At 55.3% G+C, this 14,962-nt stretch carries 13 protein-coding genes, 1 other RNA gene and 1 pseudogene; 6 read left to right on the top strand and 9 right to left on the bottom strand.

The features are described from left to right. Positions 1 to 9: 9 nt before the first annotated feature. A complete protein-coding gene (locus tag HA45_RS01730; RefSeq protein ID WP_100703540.1) occupies positions 10 to 591 on the bottom strand; it encodes a YecA/YgfB family protein in 582 nt (193 codons plus the stop codon). 170 nt (positions 592 to 761) lie between these two features. On the opposite strand from HA45_RS01730, the gene zapA reads away from it, so the two are divergent. The 3 genes from zapA to HA45_RS01715 all read left to right on the top strand — a co-directional run bounded on the left by zapA (position 762) and on the right by HA45_RS01715 (position 2,096). Then, positions 762 to 1,091: a cell division protein ZapA gene (zapA, locus tag HA45_RS01725; RefSeq protein ID WP_007890288.1), complete on the top strand. Its 330-nt coding sequence runs from the start codon at positions 762 to 764 to the stop codon at positions 1,089 to 1,091. A 39-nt stretch (positions 1,092 to 1,130) separates the two neighbouring features. Beyond that, positions 1,131 to 1,314: non-coding RNA, 6S RNA (gene ssrS, locus HA45_RS01720), on the top strand. Positions 1,315 to 1,496: 182 nt separating this feature from the next. Then, positions 1,497 to 2,096 (top strand): 5-formyltetrahydrofolate cyclo-ligase, encoded by a 600-nt coding sequence (locus HA45_RS01715; protein ID WP_100703539.1) that lies wholly within the window; start codon positions 1,497 to 1,499, stop codon positions 2,094 to 2,096. 66 nt (positions 2,097 to 2,162) lie between these two features. Here HA45_RS01715 and serA read toward each other — a convergent pair whose 3' ends face one another. Both serA and rpiA read right to left on the bottom strand, forming a co-directional pair. Beyond that, positions 2,163 to 3,401: a phosphoglycerate dehydrogenase gene (gene serA, locus HA45_RS01710; RefSeq protein ID WP_100703538.1), complete on the bottom strand. Its 1,239-nt coding sequence runs from the start codon at positions 3,399 to 3,401 to the stop codon at positions 2,163 to 2,165. Positions 3,402 to 3,691: 290 nt separating this feature from the next. Further along, entirely contained in the window at positions 3,692 to 4,351 is a 660-nt protein-coding gene (gene rpiA / locus HA45_RS01705; protein ID WP_100703537.1) for a ribose-5-phosphate isomerase RpiA, read from the bottom strand. 181 nt (positions 4,352 to 4,532) lie between these two features. Here rpiA and HA45_RS01700 point away from each other — a divergent pair. Next, positions 4,533 to 5,437: pseudogene (locus HA45_RS01700) on the top strand (LysR family transcriptional regulator ArgP). 95 nt (positions 5,438 to 5,532) lie between these two features. Here HA45_RS01700 and HA45_RS01695 read toward each other — a convergent pair. Continuing rightward, positions 5,533 to 6,264 carry an oxidative stress defense protein gene (locus HA45_RS01695; protein ID WP_100703535.1) on the bottom strand — a complete coding sequence of 244 codons (732 nt, stop codon included), beginning with the start codon at positions 6,262 to 6,264 and terminating at the stop codon, positions 5,533 to 5,535. A gap of 219 nt (positions 6,265 to 6,483) precedes the next feature. On the opposite strand from HA45_RS01695, the gene HA45_RS01690 reads away from it, so the two are divergent. Continuing rightward, the gene (locus HA45_RS01690; protein ID WP_100703534.1) at positions 6,484 to 7,791 is read left to right on the top strand and encodes an MFS transporter; all 1,308 of its coding nucleotides are present in this window, start codon (positions 6,484 to 6,486) and stop codon (positions 7,789 to 7,791) included. Here HA45_RS01690 and HA45_RS01685 read toward each other — a convergent pair. Continuing rightward, positions 7,778 to 8,476, bottom strand: a complete 699-nt coding sequence (locus HA45_RS01685) for an IclR family transcriptional regulator (protein WP_100703533.1) — start codon at positions 8,474 to 8,476, stop codon at positions 7,778 to 7,780. The genes HA45_RS01690 and HA45_RS01685 overlap by 14 nt on opposite strands. A 59-nt stretch (positions 8,477 to 8,535) precedes the next feature. Between HA45_RS01685 and HA45_RS01680 the strand changes: the two genes are divergently transcribed. Next, the gene (locus HA45_RS01680; protein WP_420849076.1) at positions 8,536 to 10,812 is read left to right on the top strand and encodes an FAD-dependent oxidoreductase; all 2,277 of its coding nucleotides are present in this window, start codon (positions 8,536 to 8,538) and stop codon (positions 10,810 to 10,812) included. On the opposite strand, the gene argO is transcribed toward HA45_RS01680, so the two are convergent. The 4 genes from argO to pgk form a co-directional block, all read right to left on the bottom strand. Further along, entirely contained in the window at positions 10,791 to 11,414 is a 624-nt protein-coding gene (argO, locus tag HA45_RS01675) for an arginine exporter ArgO (protein WP_100703531.1), read from the bottom strand. The genes HA45_RS01680 and argO overlap by 22 nt on opposite strands. A 130-nt stretch (positions 11,415 to 11,544) precedes the next feature. Then, positions 11,545 to 12,417: a small-conductance mechanosensitive channel MscS gene (gene mscS, locus HA45_RS01670; protein ID WP_100703530.1), complete on the bottom strand. Its 873-nt coding sequence runs from the start codon at positions 12,415 to 12,417 to the stop codon at positions 11,545 to 11,547. Positions 12,418 to 12,605: 188 nt separating this feature from the next. Then, on the bottom strand, positions 12,606 to 13,685 hold the full coding sequence (gene fbaA / locus HA45_RS01665) for a class II fructose-bisphosphate aldolase (RefSeq protein WP_100703529.1): 1,080 nt from the start codon (positions 13,683 to 13,685) through the stop codon (positions 12,606 to 12,608). 99 nt (positions 13,686 to 13,784) lie between these two features. Further along, positions 13,785 to 14,948 (bottom strand): phosphoglycerate kinase, encoded by a 1,164-nt coding sequence (gene pgk, locus HA45_RS01660; RefSeq protein WP_100703528.1) that lies wholly within the window; start codon positions 14,946 to 14,948, stop codon positions 13,785 to 13,787. Positions 14,949 to 14,962 lie beyond the last annotated feature (14 nt).

Raw genomic sequence — 14,962 nt, 5'->3', positions numbered from 1 at the left:
ATGACGCGCTTAGTGTAACGTAGGTTTTTTCACTTCCGGCGCAGTGGGCGTGTGCTGACGCGCGAACGTTTCGTGACACAGCAACGCGGCAACACGCACGTATTCAATCACCTCTTCCAGCGATTGCTCCAGCTCTTCCTGATCTTCATCTTCTTCGTAACCGAGCTGCGCGATGGTGCGTAAATCATCAATCGCTTCGCCGGTTTCGCCCGTGACTTTATCCAGCTTGGGCTGTGTAACACCTAAGCCGAGCAGGAAATGATTGACCCAGCCCGCGAGCGCATCGGCGCGATCGAATACGGTGATGTCATCATCTTCCGGCAGCATCAGCTGAAACATGAAACCCTCTTCTTCCAGCGTATTGCTCAGGTTTTCATGCAGGGCCTGCAACGGCTGCGACAGGCTTTGCGAAAACGCCATGCCGTCGTTGGTGAGTTCGTGGATCTTGGTTTTCCAGCTGGCATCTTTGTTGCCACCACACAGGATGCCGGAGAGTAATCCGTGCATTTCAGCGGGGGTCATACCCACGCCCTGCTGAGAAAGCGCTGCGGCTAGCGCGTTGTAACCAGGAGTTTCGTTCTGTAAAGACATAGGCTTTGTTCGTCGTTGGCAGAATAAGTTCGTGTTATGCTACCACCAGGTGCCTCAGGGTTTCCAGAAAAGGGGTTGTAACTTATATCGCGGCTCTATATAGTTGCGCACCTCCCAACCCATTGACAGGTAAGGGGGATGCGAACAGAGTAATCAGTCAGGATGGTGGCATGTCTGCACAACCGGTAGATATTCAGATTTTTGGTCGTTCATTGAGAGTAAATTGTCCGCCCGAACAGCAAGATGCGCTGAATCTGGCTGCAGAGGATCTCAATCAACGGTTGCAAGATTTAAAAGTTCGCACTAGAGTCACCAATACAGAGCAACTGGTGTTCATCGCCGCCTTAAACATTTGCCACGAGTTGGCACAGGAAAAAGGCAAGACGCGCGACTATGCAGCCAACATGGAACAACGTATCCGTATGCTGCAGCAGACCATTGAACAAGCATTAGTTGAGCAAGGTCGCATAACTGATCGCCAGGGCCCTAATTTCGAATAACACTTCATGGTACTCATGTTAGAGTCACGGTGAAGTCAATTTTCTCTGAGATGTTTGCAAGCGGGCCCGTCCCCTGAGCCGATATTTAATACCAACAGAATGTGACGATCCACAATTTGTGCGCATGCTCGGTCCGTCCGAGAAGCCTAATAGTTGTGACGGCATGTTCACCTTGAACCATGGGTTCAAGGGTTACAGCCTGCGGCGGCATCTCGGAGATCTCCTCTTTAGTACTTTTCGCTAGACTTTCATGTTGTAGTAAGGCGGCTAGCCAGTAAATCCCAATGAGCTTACACCGGTAACTGATTGGGTTCGCAGCCAACGCCGCTACAACCTGAAGTTTGACGCGAATCCCCCGCTTCGCATGATATAGTTGGCCAAACAGCCGACTCTGCCGGGGACATCATGACCACACCTTCCCTACTTGATCGCCAGGACATCCGTCAGCATGTACGCCATCTGCGTCGCAATCTTACGTCTGATCAACAGGAACAGGCTGCCGATCTGCTTGCTGAGCATGCCATCAATTTTGCACCCATCACGAATGCACAGCGTATCGCCCTGTTTTTATCCGTCGATGGCGAGATCAATACCCGCCCGCTGATTGCCAAACTGTGGCAGCAGAAAAAACAGGTTTACCTACCGGTACTGCACCCATTTGCGCCCGGTCATTTGCTGTTTCTGCGCTACACGCCTGATACGCCACTTAGCCCGAATAAGTTACGTATTCCTGAGCCGCCGCTGGATATCACGCAAATGACCACGCTCGATCAATTGGATGTGATGCTGGTGCCATTGGTGGCTTTTGACCATCAAGGGCAGCGATTGGGGATGGGCGGTGGTTTTTACGATCGCACGCTGCAACATTGGCAGCAGCATGACTTTTTACCGGTGGGCATTGCGCACGATTGTCAGCGAGTTGAAGCATTGCCGGTAGCGGCGTGGGATGTGCCTTTGCCCGCGATTCTGACGCCGTCAAAGCTGTGGCAGTGGGATAACACGTAACAAAACGCTGGGGCGCGCACTGGCACGCCCACAGGCGGCCTGAAGGCCGCCTCAACACGATATCAATCAGTACAGCAGACGGGCGCGCATGGTGCCTGGAATCGCCTTCATCAGCTGCAGCGCTCTCTCCGCGACATCTTCTTCCGCATCGATATCAATCACCACGTAACCCATGACCGGAGTCGTTTGCAGATACTGCGCGGCGATGTTGATGCCCTGCTCGGCGAAAATCTGGTTAATCGCGGTCAGCACACCAGGACGGTTTTCATGGATGTGCAGCAAACGGCTCACGCTGGCAGCGTGCATCGGCAGCGACACTTCCGGGAAGTTAACCGCAGACAGCGTAGAACCGTTGTCCGAGTACTTCGCCAGTTTGCCCGACACTTCCAGACCGATGTTTTCCTGCGCTTCCTGGGTTGAACCCCCGATGTGTGGCGTCAGGATCACGTTATCGAACTCACACAGCGGTGAGTTGAATGGATCGCTGTTGGTGGCCGGTTCGACCGGGAATACGTCGATGGCAGCGCCAGACAGGTGTTTGTTAGCCAGCGCATTGCACAAGGCTGGGATATCAATCACCGTTCCGCGTGCGGCGTTAATCAGCAGGGAACCCGGCTTCATCAGCGCCAGCTCTTCCGCACCGATCATGTTCTGAGTCGATGCATTTTCTGGCACGTGCAGGCTGACCACATCGCTCATGTTCAGCAGATCGGACATATGGCGAACCTGAGTCGCGTTGCCCAGCGGCAATTTGGTCTCGATGTCGTAGAAGAACACGTGCATACCCAGGCTCTCTGCCAGCACGCCCAGCTGCATGCCGATATGGCCGTAGCCAATGATGCCCAGCTTCTTGCCACGCGCTTCAAAGGAGCCGTTAGCTACTTTGTTCCAGATACCGCGGTGCGCTTTGGCGTTCGCTTCAGGAATACCGCGCAGCATCAGCAGCATTTCACCGATCACCAGTTCCGCAACCGAACGGGTATTGGAGAATGGCGCGTTAAACACCGGCACACCGCGTTTCGCCGCAGCACCCAGATCAACCTGGTTAGTACCGATACAGAAGCAGCCTACAGCGACCAGCTTCTCAGCCGCCGCAAAGATCTCTTCAGTCAATTGGGTACGGGAACGGATACCAATGAAGTGCGCATCGCGAATCGAGGACTTCAGCGACTCCGCATCCAGTGCCCCTTTATGGAATTCGATGTTGGTGTAACCTGCGGCACGCAGATTTTCCAGCGCACTCTGGTGAACGCCTTCCACCAGCAGGAACTTAATCTTGTCTTTTTCCAGTGATACCTTTGCCATTTCCCGACCCTATTCAGAATTCAACGATGACTACCATAAGGGAGTCTTCTGCCAAAATATCAAAAATTTCGTGCGCAGCAATACAAACGATTGCCTGCGTGCCAGCACGCGCCCACGTGGAGGCAGCACAAAGCCGTACAAAATCGTGGGATGCGTGAGCGCCGAAGTACGAACCTGCTGTTGATGAATCTTTTGTGACATAAGTCACCAAATTTCACCCTGGTGAGAAAAGATGTTTTGCAGATGGAAATAACCGGCGCAGCGCGTGCGCCGGCGAATACGCTATCAGATCAATATGTGATGGTTTTCACGCCATCAGCCGTGCCGATCAGCGCGACATCAGCTCCACGCGCAGCAAATAACCCCACGGTGACCACACCCGGCAGCGCATTGATGGCTTTTTCCAGCGCAATCGGGTCGAGAATACGCAGATTATGCACGTCGAGAATAATGTTGCCGTTATCAGTGACCACGTTCTGACGATACTCAGGTTGACCGCCCAGCTTCACCAGTTCACGGGCGACAAACGCACGCGCCATCGGAATCACTTCAACCGGCAGCGGGAAGTTACCCAGGATATCCACCTCTTTGGAGGCATCCGCGATGCAGATGAACTTTTTAGCCACCGCTGCGACAATCTTCTCACGCGTCAGCGCTGCGCCGCCGCCTTTGATCATCTGCATCTGTGGATTGATTTCGTCCGCGCCATCAACGTACACCGACAGCTCATCAACATTATTCAGATCGAATACCGGAATCCCCAGGGCTTTGAGTTTTTCCGTTGACGCTTCCGAGCTGGAAACCGCGCCTTCAATTTGATCTTTCATGGTGCCAAGCGCATCAATAAAATGCGCCGCTGTTGAACCGGTGCCAACGCCAACAATGGTGCCGGGTTGCACGTATTGCAGTGCTGCCCAACCTACCGCTTTTTTCAGTTCATCCTGGGTCATGGTATGTTTAAAACCTGTGCGACATCGAAGTGCGCGTAGTATAAAGCAAGGCGTCGTAAAAATGCGCGGCTGATAACGCATCGATTTAAGCCTTTGGAAGCCAGCCCGCAAAAATCCGCCGCAGCACAAGATGACAGTTTTGTGGCATAGTCTTTTCCATCCTGATCGAGAGAGAACAATAATGAAACGCCCGGATTATCGAACGCTTCAGGCGCTGGATGCTGTGATTCGCGAGCGCGGTTTTGAGCGCGCCGCCCAAAACTCTGCATCACGCAGTCTGCGGTGTCGCAACGTATTAAGCAGTTGGAAAATCTCTTTGGTCAGCCGCTGTTGGTACGTACTGTGCCGCCGCGTCCGACGGAACAAGGACAAAAACTGCTGGCGTTATTGCATCAGGTTGAGCTGCTGGAAGAGGAGTGGCTGGGTGATGATAACGGCGGCACCACGCCATTGCTGCTGTCGCTGGCGGTCAACGCCGACAGTCTGGCAACCTGGCTGCTGCCAGCGCTGAAAGATGTGCTGGCCGATTCGCCGGTACGCCTGAATTTGCAGGTGGAAGATGAAACCCGCACTCAGGAACGCCTGCGTCGTGGTGAAGTTGTCGGCGCGGTGAGTATTCAGCCCCAGCCGCTGCCAAGCTGTTTGGTGGATCAGTTGGGTGCCCTGGATTATCTGTTCTGCGCCTCACCGGATTTTGCAGCGCGCTACTTCCCGAATGGCGTCACGCGCTCTGCTTTACTGAAAGCGCCAGCGGTGGCGTTTGACCATCTCGACGATATGCATCAGGCGTTTTTACAGCAGAACTTTGACCTGTCGCCGGGCAGCGTGCCGTGCCATATCGTGAACTCATCGGAGGCTTTCGTGCAGCTGGCACGTCAGGGTTCGGTGTGCTGTATGATCCCGCATCTGCAGATTGAGCGCGAGCTGGCGAAAGGTGAGCTGGTGGATTTGACGCCGGGCCTGTATCAGCGCCGCATGCTCTACTGGCACCGCTTCGCGCCGGAAAGCCGTTTAATGCGCAGCGTGACGGATGCGTTAATCGCGCATGGGCATCGCGTATTACGTCAGGATATTGTAACCGCGTAGGCCACTTTGCGAAGCGGCGCGATTTATTGCGTGAATAAGCAGCATCGCTGCCATTCCGCGTCATAAATCACGCCGCTTCGATTCAACCCAGCAGATTACTGAGCCGTATTCGGCTTAATCTCGAACACCACATCGACCTGATCGTCAAAGTGAATGCTCTGCTGCTCATAAGTCTGCTGCGCGGTGGTATCCGCTGGTGCCGCGGCCGCTTTGTACATGCGCGCCATTGGCATTGGCTGATAGTTGGCCACGTGATAGCGGATGCTGTACACCGAACCTAACTTAGCGTTGAAGCCTTCTGCCAGCGCACCCGCCTGCTGAGTCGCATTGGCAATCGCCGCTTTGCGCGCCTGATCTTTGTAGGCATCAGCATTCGCCACGCCCAGCTCCACCGAACGAATTTCGTTCAGGCCAGATTTCAACGCACCGTCCAGCAGTTCATTCAGTTTATCCAGCTGACGCAGTGTCACCTGTACCTGACGCACCGCACGATAGCCTTTCAGCACTGACTTACCTTCTTTGGTGTAGTCGTACTCGGGCTGGGTGCTCAGATTTGCCGCATCAATATCTTTCTTCTCGATACCGTTCTTTTGCAGGAAGTCGAAATATTGCGCCACGCGATCATCGGCTTGTTTTTTTGCCTCTGCCGCGTCTTTCGACGAAACATTCACCACGATGGAGAGCGTAGCGATATCCGGACGCGCATCCACGCTTGCCTGGCCTGAAGTCACGACATGCGGGCCATTCGGGACTTCACCCGCTTGTACCATCGCTGACATTGCGCCAGTGCTCATTACGGCGGCCAGCGCCAGTGCTTTCAGTTTCACGAAAGTCCTCCTTGAAGGTTCAATTTACAGGTCGCCACTATGGCTAAACCTAAAACACATTACTATGCGTGATGGTCTGAGTTTGAAATCACCAAAAAGTTCGTCCACGCAGCGGTATTAACGTATCCGCGATCGCAAAACTATGCTTACAGATTCGCTGAAAGCCGACCGCAGTGTTTCTATTAAAGAAACAATTCTAGCCTCTGGGAGAGTTGTAGTATGACAGAACAGCCACTTAATCCAACCGCCGTAGCGGTACGCGCCGGGCGTACGCGTTTCCTGATGCTGGGTCTGGTGTTTATTAACATCATCATCAACTACATGGATCGCACCAATCTTTCGGTGGCCGCGACGCAAATGGCCGGTGAACTGCGCTTCACGCCGATGGAGATGGGGCTGATCTTCTCTGCATTTGGCTGGATCTATGCGGCGCTGCAGATTCCCGGAGGCTTTCTGATCGATCGTCTTGGCGCACGGTTGGTATATGGCGTAGGACTGTTTGCCTGGTCGCTGATCACCGCTCTGCACGCGCTCGCGAATAGCTTTGGTTCGCTGTTCGGTCTGCGGCTGGGCGTGGGTGCCTTTGAAGCGCCGGTGATGCCCTCAAATAACCGTGTGATTTCCAGCTGGTTCCCGGAACAGGAACGGGCCAGCGCCATCGGTATTTACTCCTCGGCACAGTTTGTGGGCCTGGCCTGCATGACGCCGCTGCTGTTCCATGTGCAGGATGCGTTTGGCTGGCGCGGGCTGTTTCTGATCACCGGCGTGGCGGGGATGATCTGGGCGCTGGTGTGGTACACGTTGTACCGTGAGCCGCACGAGCATAAAGGCGTGTCAGAGGCTGAGTTAGACTACCTGCGCAGCAACGGTGCGCTGCTCGAAAGCCGCCAGCAGTCCCAGCAGCCAAAGGCGCGCTGGGCCGATCTGGCGCAGATGTTCCGCAGCCGCAAACTGGTGGGAATTTACATCGGCCAGTTCACTATCTCCGCCACCTTCTGGTTTTTCCTCACCTGGTTCCCGACCTATCTGGTGGAGTACCGCCATATGGGATTCATCAAGAGCGGCTATGTGGCTTCGGTGCCCTATTTCGCTGCGTTTTGTGGCGTGTTGCTGGCGGGATTCGCCTCAGACCGCATGATACGGCGCGGCGTGTCACCCAGCGTGGCGCGCAAGCTGCCGGTGATCCTCGGCCTGTTCCTGACGCTGTTTATCCTTGGCGCCAACTACACTGATGACTCGACGCTGATTATCCTGTTTATGTCACTGGCATTTTTCGGCAACGGCCTGGCGACCATCACCTGGGTCTTTGTCACCGCGCTGGCGCCACGTCATCTGATTGGTTTGGCAGGCGGCGTGTTCAATTTCACCGGCGCTCTCTCCTCCATCGTGGTGCCAATTGCGATTGGCGCGCTGATCGATGGCGATAACTTCGCCCCGGCACTCGGTTTTATTGCCGTGCTGGCGGCGATCGGCATCTGTAGCTATCTGTTCGTGGTCGGGAAAATTGAGCATGTCAGCGCGCGCTGATCAGCACCTGTGCCAGCGCCTGCAGCTGGGCCACGCGTTGCTGCAGATGCGCATCATCGCCCTGCCAGATTTTGGCGAAAGCCAGCGCGGCGCGGTTGTTATCGATCGGCTGCGCCATGCTGATTTCCCCGTCATCGCGATGCCAGATCAGATGGTTCGCTTCACGCTTACGCGCCAGCAACGGCGCAATCTGCGCCCACTGTTCGTCGGTGAAACGCGGACGCAGCTGCTCATCACTCTCTGCCGCCAGCAGCGACACGCCAATCACCGACTGCCACGCGGGCAGCATGCGGAAACCGGCCAGTGCCTGGCTGGCGCTGGTGCGCTCACCCGGCTCGGAGTGCCAGATGTAGATCACCTGATCCTCCCACAGCACACCGAGCGCCACCACGATGTCGCGCGGCGCATGTGCATCCAGCTGTGGCAGCGCCTGGGCAAACAGCGAGGAGCCGCGAATGGCCTGCGCCGCCAGCGCATGAATACCCGGACCGGGCAAATAGCGCCGATGTTCATCCTGAATCGTCAGGCCAATCGATGCCATGGTCATCAGCAGGCGGTTAACGCGCGTGCTGTTCATATCCATCTGTCGCGCCAGTTCACGGCAGCCCACGGCTTTATCGCTGGAAACCAGATATTGCAAGCAGCGAATCCCATCAATCAGGCTTTGGTTGGGTTGAGAAGACATAGATCACCCTGTGGCGCTCAAAACACCAATCTTAGCCTCAGCATGACAGGAAGCAAATGATGCAGACTTACTCTTCGCAAAATGCGCGCCACTTCCCAGAGCTGCGATTAAACGCCGATGTTTTGGTCGCTGGCGGCGGTCTCGCCGGAGTATGTGCCGCACTGGCCGCCGCGCGTGAGGGTCTTCAGGTGGTGTTAATTCAGGATCGTCCGGTGCTGGGCGGCAACGCCTCCAGCGAAGTGCGTTTGTGGGCCAATGGTGCGACATCGCACATGGGCAATAACAACCGCTGGGCGCGCGAAGGCGGCATCATGGGCGAGATCATGGAAGAGAACCTGTGGCGTAACAAAGAGGGCAATCCGGTGCTGTTCGATATGCTGTTGCTGGATTTGGTGCAGTCTCAGCCCGGATTAACCTTACTGCTCAACACCGTGGTGCACGATATCGAGCAAACCGGCCGCCATTTGAAATCGGTGCAGGCCTTCAACGCCATCAACCAGACGCGCTATCACGTCAAGGCCAGCCAGTTTATCGATGCCAGTGGCGATGGCGTACTGGGTTATCTGGCGGGCGCAGCGCATCGCGTGGGCGCGGAAACGATTGAAGAGTTCGGTGAAAAGATGGCGCCGGGCGAACACTTTGGCCACAAGCTCGGCCACTCGATTTACTTCTACACTCAGCGCACTTCGCAGCCGGTGCGCTTTGTCGCGCCCTCTTTCGCGCTGAAAGACATCACGGACATTCCACGCTACAAACGCCTGACTTCCGATCTAAACGGCTGCGATTTGTGGTGGCTGGAATGGGGTGGAAGGCTGGATACGGTGCACGAAAGTGAAACCATCAAATGGGAGCTGTGGAAAATCGTTTGGGGCGTGTGGGATTACATCAAAAACTCCGGCGAGTTCCCCGATGCCGATACGCTAACCATCGAATGGGTTGGCCTGATCCCCGGTAAGCGCGAAAGCCGCCGCTTTGTCGGCGACACCTTGTTGTGTCAGCAGGACATCATTGAACAGCGCGACCACTATGATGCCGTAGCGTACGGCGGCTGGTCGATTGATCTGCATCCGGCCGATGGCGTTTACAGCGAACACGACGGCTGTCGCCAGTTTCACAGCAAAGGCACTTACACCATCCCGTTCCGCGCGCTTTACAGCCAGTCGCTGGACAATCTGCTGCTCACCGGACGCTTGATCTCCGCCACCCACGTCGCCTTTGGCAGTGCGCGCGTGATGTGCACCTGCGGCGTGTTGGGCGAAGTGGTGGGACGTGCGGCGGCGATTTGTCAGCAACAGCAATTGACGCCTTCACAGCTGGCACAGCCGGATCGCGTCGGCGTGTTGCAGCAGCAGTTGCTGCGTCAGGGCGCGTTCATTCCACGTCATGCACTGGTGAATCCGGCTAACAATGCGCAGGTCGAGGTCAGTAGCACCTTACAACTCAGCGCCCTGCCCGCTGATGGCGGCTGGCAGCCGCTGCAAGCACGCTGTGCCTTGCTGCTGCCGTTAAAAGCCGGTGAACGCTTACCGGCGATAACCGTGCAACTGCGTGCCAGACACACGCAGAAACTGCAGGTTTCGCTGCTCACCAGTGACAACCCGGCCAACACCTGTGGCGATCAACACGTCGCCAGCCAGACGCTGACGATTAACGATCAGGGCAGCTATCGATTGAGCTTTGATTACCGCGCGGATAGCGACCGCTATCTGTTTATCGCCTTTGAAGAGAATCCAGCGGTGGAAGTCGCGCTCACGCGTCAGCGGTTGCCGGGCATCATGATGGTGTTCAACAGTCTCAATCCGCGCGTGGCGAAACGCACTCGACAGATCAACGATGGCGATTACGGCGTGGATGAGTTCGATTTCTGGCTGCCGCGCCGTGCGCCGCATCAGGTACTGCTGGCGTTCGCATTGGAAACGCCGTTAAAACTCTGGCATCGCGACTACCTGCTCAACGGCAAGCTGCGCCCGGAACAGCACACCAACAGTTGGGTGCCCGCGCTGGATGATGCACAACCCAGCGTCAGCTGGCGCTGGGAAGATGCCCAGCAGGCCAGCCACATCACCCTGCTGTTTGATAATGACTTCGACCACGCGATGGAAACGGTGCAGATGGGCCATGCGCAGTCGGTGACGCCGCACTGCACCACGCATTACCGGTTATGGCTGGATGAAATATTATTAGTCGAGGTGCAGGATAATCATCATTCGCTGTGCCATCACGCCGTACCGCAGAGCGTGAGTTTCCGGCAGATACGCTTAGAACTGATCGCCAGTGCGGGCGCGCTGCCCGCACTTTACGGCTTACATCTTCATCAGAACGCGGCGATACCCTGACGCGCCAGCTGGATAGCGATAAACCACATCACGCCACCCACCAGCAGATTGATGATGCGCTGGGCGCGCACGGTGCGCAGGCGCGGTGACAGCCACGCCGCCAGCAGCGCCAGGCCAAAGAACCAGATAATCGAGGCACTCACCGTGCCCAACGCGAACCACTGGCGCGCGGCGGTAGAAGGCAGCTGGCTACCGAGGCTGCCGAGCACCACAAAGGTGTCGAGATAGACATGTGGGTTGAGCCACGTCACCGCCACAATGGTGGCAATGATGCGCCAGCGACCTTGCTTCATCACCGCATCATCGGCTAGCGTCACATCGCCCTGCCACGCGCTACGCAGCGCACCCCAGCCGTACCACAGCAGAAATGCCACGCCCGCCCAGGTAATCAGCATCAGCAGGACAGGCGACTGGTTTAGCAGCGCACTGCCGCCAAAGATGCCACCGCAAATCAGCAAAATGTCGCTGAGCGTGCAGAGTCCCGCCGTCATTAGATGGTAATGGCGTTTGATGCCCTGATTCATCACGAATGCGTTTTGCGGGCCAAGCGGCAGAATCAGTGCAGCGCCAAGAGCAAGCCCTTGTAAGTAAACAGTTAACACGATGACAGTCCTGAATAACGAGGTAATGCGATGCAGTATAGTGACGCGAGGATATTAGTGGAAATTGAAAGAATTAATCGGGGATTAGCAAAAGTGATGCAATAAGGGCACCCGCGGGTGCCCTTGAATGTTACTCGGTGCGCGCAGCCTGCTGCTCGCTTTTCACCTGATGCAGATGCACATCCATCTGTGGATACGGAATACCAATACCGTTGGCATCCAGCGTACGCTTGAAGTTCTTCATCAGATCCCAGTAAACGTTCTGCAGGTCACTGCTTTTACTCCAGCAGCGCACCACAAAGTTCAGCGAAGAAGCCGCCAGTTCGTTCAGGCCGATCTGAATGCCCATGTCTTTCAGCACGCGCTCGTCCGCCTCAACCACTTCCTGGAACAGCGCGATCACCTTATCAACATCCGCATCGTAGGCCACGCCGATAATGAATTCGTTACGACGAATCGGCTCACGTGAGTAGTTGATGATGTTACCAGCGATGATTTTACCGTTTGGCACCACCACAATTTTACCGTCGGCACTTTTCATGGTGGTGGAGAAGATCTGCACGTTCTGCACCGTACCCATCACGCCGCCGAGGTCTACGAACTCACCGGTTTTGAACGGACGGAAGGTCACCAGCAGCACACCCGCGGCGAGGTTCGACAGCGAACCTTGCAAGGCCAGACCTACGGCTAAACCGGCGGCACCCAGCACGGCGATCACTGAGGCGGTCTGCACACCCACGCGTCCCAGCGCGGCAATGATGGTAAAGGCGATAATTCCGTAACGCACCAGCGCTGACAGGAAATCAGCCACGGTGGCATCAATGTGACGCGCCAGTAACACGCGATTCACCGCATTGGAGATAAGACGTGCGATGAACATACCGATGATGATGGTGATAATCGCGGCAACGATATTCACCGCATAGCTCAGGATCAGTGCCTGATTACGTACCAGCCAGCCGCCAGCACTGTTAATGCCATCGACGACATTTAAGTCTTCCATTTGTTAGCCCTGTTGTTGAGTTTCCCGCAGGAAAAAGCAAAAACGGCCAGATTAACTCCGGCACTCCCGTGTACAAGGGTAAACAAAAATAGGGTGAAGCGCCAAAATTGGGCTGAATTTACTCACTATTCTGAATCGAATGCATAAAAAAAGGCCCTTTCGGGCCTTTTTTGTACTGTAAGGAAAAATTACAGCACGTCGACAGCGTTCAGCTCTTTGAAAGCCTGCTCTAAACGCACAACCATTGAAGCCTGTGCAGAACGCAGCCATACGCGTGGGTCGTAGTATTTCTTGTTCGGGCTATCCACGCCATTGGGGTTACCCAACTGCGCTTGCAGATAGTCTTCGTTCTTTTTGTAGTACTGCAGGATGCCGTCCCAGGTTGCCCATTGGGTATCGGTATCGATGTTCATCTTGATCACGCCGTAACCGATAGACTCTTCGATTTCTGCAGCAGAAGAACCTGAACCACCGTGGAACACGAAGTCCAGCGCGTTGTGCGGCAGATTGTGTTTCTTGGTCACGTATTCCTGAGAATCACGCAGGATAGTCGGCGTCAGTTTCACGTTGCCTGGCTTGTACACGCCGTGCACGTTACCGAATGATGCCGCGATGGTGAAACGCGGGCTAATTTTGCTCAGCTCGGTGTACGCGTAATCAACGTCTTCTGGCTGGGTGTACAGGGCAGAAGCGTCCATGTGGCTGTTGTCCACGCCGTCTTCTTCGCCACCGGTGCAACCCAGTTCGATTTCCAGGGTCATATCCAGTTTCGCCATACGCGCCAGATACTTGCTAGAGATTTCGATGTTTTCTTCCAGTGATTCTTCTGACAGGTCAATCATGTGAGAAGAGAACAGTGGCTTACCGGTTTTCTTGAAGTGCTCTTCACCGGCATCCAGCAGACCGTCGATCCACGGCAGCAGTTTCTTGGCGCAGTGGTCAGTGTGCAGGATGACTGGCACGCCGTACTGTTCAGCCATCAGATGCACATGGTATGCACCCGCGATAGCGCCGAAGATAGCCGCGCCCTGTGGCTTGTCGGTTTTGAAACCTTTACCGGCGATGAAGGCAGCACCACCATTGGAGAACTGAACGATGACCGGCGCTTTAACTTTGGCCGCAGCTTCCAGTACCGCGTTGATGGAGTCCGTGCCGACGCAGTTAACTGCAGGCAGAGCGAATTTGTTTTCTTTCGCTACTTGGAAAACTTTCTGAACGTCATCACCAGTGACAACGCCGGGTTTTACGAAATCAAAAATTTTAGACATGGTTGTGTCCTGTTTCGTTACCGTTCATCCCACAAAGGGACGTCGATTTTGCCCAGGATGGGCAGCCTTCAGACGGCGCCGAAGCGCCGCCCCCAAAAATTACTGCTTAGCGCGCTCTTCCAGCATCGCTACAGCGGGCAGTTTTTTGCCTTCCACGAATTCGAGGAATGCGCCACCGCCGGTAGAAATATAGGAGATCTTGTCTTCGATACCGAACAGGTCAATCGCTGCCAGGGTATCGCCGCCGCCCGCAACAGAGAACGCGTCGCTGTCTGCAATCGCGTTAGCCACGATTTCGGTGCCTTTACGGAAGTTCGGGAATTCGAACACGCCAACCGGACCGTTCCACAGAATGGTTTTGGCGTCTTTCAGAATCGCAGCCATCGCCAGTGCGGTTTCGTCACCGAAGTCCATAATCTCTTCGTTATCTGCGACTTCGGAAACCTTTTTCACGGTTGCCGGGGCAGTTTCAGAGAATTCCGTTCCGACGCGAGAGTCGGTTGGAACCGGAATGCCGTGCTCATCACGCAGCTTTTTCGCCGCTTCAACGAAGTCTGGCTCGTACAGTGATTTACCGACGTTGTTCTCGATAGCCACGAAGGTGTTGGCGATACCGCCACCGACGATCACGGTGTCAGCGATTTTCACCAGAGACTGCAGCACGTCGAATTTGGTCGACACTTTAGAACCACCAACAACCGCCACCAGCGGACGCTGTGGGTTGCTCATCACTTTTCCCAGCGCTTCCAGCTCAGCCGACAGCAGTGGGCCAGCACAAGCGATTGGTGCGAACTTACCCACGCCGTGGGTCGAAGCTTGCGCGCGGTGCGCAGTACCGAAAGCATCCATCACGAATACATCGCACAGAGCGGCATATTTCTTCGACAGCGTCTCTTCGTCTTTCTTTTCGCCTTTGTTAAAGCGCACGTTTTCCAGTACCACCAGCTCACCCGCGCCGACTTCAACGCCTTCGAGGTAGTCTTTCGCCAGAGTAACGGTGGTGCCGTTCAGTTTTTCTTTCAGGTAGTTAACAACAGGCAGGAGCGAGAACTCTTCGTTGTATTCACCTTCGGTCGGACGACCCAGGTGAGAGGTAACCATCACTTTCGCGCCCTGTTTCAACGCCGCTTCGATGGTAGGCAGAGAAGCACGGATACGTGCATCTGACGTCACTTTCCCTTCTTTCACTGGCACGTTGAGATCGGCACGGATCAGAACGCGTTTACCAGCAAGATCCAGATCGGTCATCTTAATTACAGACATGGTGAACCCTCTCG

Origin of the sequence: Pantoea rodasii (assembly GCF_002095465.1) — a bacterium.
Taxonomy (GTDB): Bacteria; Pseudomonadota; Gammaproteobacteria; order Enterobacterales; family Enterobacteriaceae; genus Pantoea; species Pantoea rodasii.
This window is presented reverse-complemented; position numbering and strand designations above follow the sequence as displayed.

Excerpts from the sequence above, each read along its gene's own strand:
- rpiA (WP_100703537.1), bottom strand. The coding sequence starts at position 4,351 with ATGACCCAGGATGAACTGAAAAAAGCGGTAGGTTGGGCAGCACTGCAA.
- HA45_RS01715 (WP_100703539.1), top strand. The coding sequence starts at position 1,497 with ATGACCACACCTTCCCTACTTGATCGCCAGGACATCCGTCAGCATGTA.
- HA45_RS01690 (WP_100703534.1), top strand. The coding sequence starts at position 6,484 with ATGACAGAACAGCCACTTAATCCAACCGCCGTAGCGGTACGCGCCGGG.
- HA45_RS01680 (WP_420849076.1), top strand. The coding sequence starts at position 8,536 with ATGCAGACTTACTCTTCGCAAAATGCGCGCCACTTCCCAGAGCTGCGA.
- HA45_RS01685 (WP_100703533.1), bottom strand. The coding sequence starts at position 8,476 with ATGTCTTCTCAACCCAACCAAAGCCTGATTGATGGGATTCGCTGCTTG.
- fbaA (WP_100703529.1), bottom strand. The coding sequence starts at position 13,685 with ATGTCTAAAATTTTTGATTTCGTAAAACCCGGCGTTGTCACTGGTGAT.
- mscS (WP_100703530.1), bottom strand. The coding sequence starts at position 12,417 with ATGGAAGACTTAAATGTCGTCGATGGCATTAACAGTGCTGGCGGCTGG.
- zapA (WP_007890288.1), top strand. The coding sequence starts at position 762 with ATGTCTGCACAACCGGTAGATATTCAGATTTTTGGTCGTTCATTGAGA.
- HA45_RS01730 (WP_100703540.1), bottom strand. The coding sequence starts at position 591 with ATGTCTTTACAGAACGAAACTCCTGGTTACAACGCGCTAGCCGCAGCG.
- pgk (WP_100703528.1), bottom strand. The coding sequence starts at position 14,948 with ATGTCTGTAATTAAGATGACCGATCTGGATCTTGCTGGTAAACGCGTT.
- serA (WP_100703538.1), bottom strand. The coding sequence starts at position 3,401 with ATGGCAAAGGTATCACTGGAAAAAGACAAGATTAAGTTCCTGCTGGTG.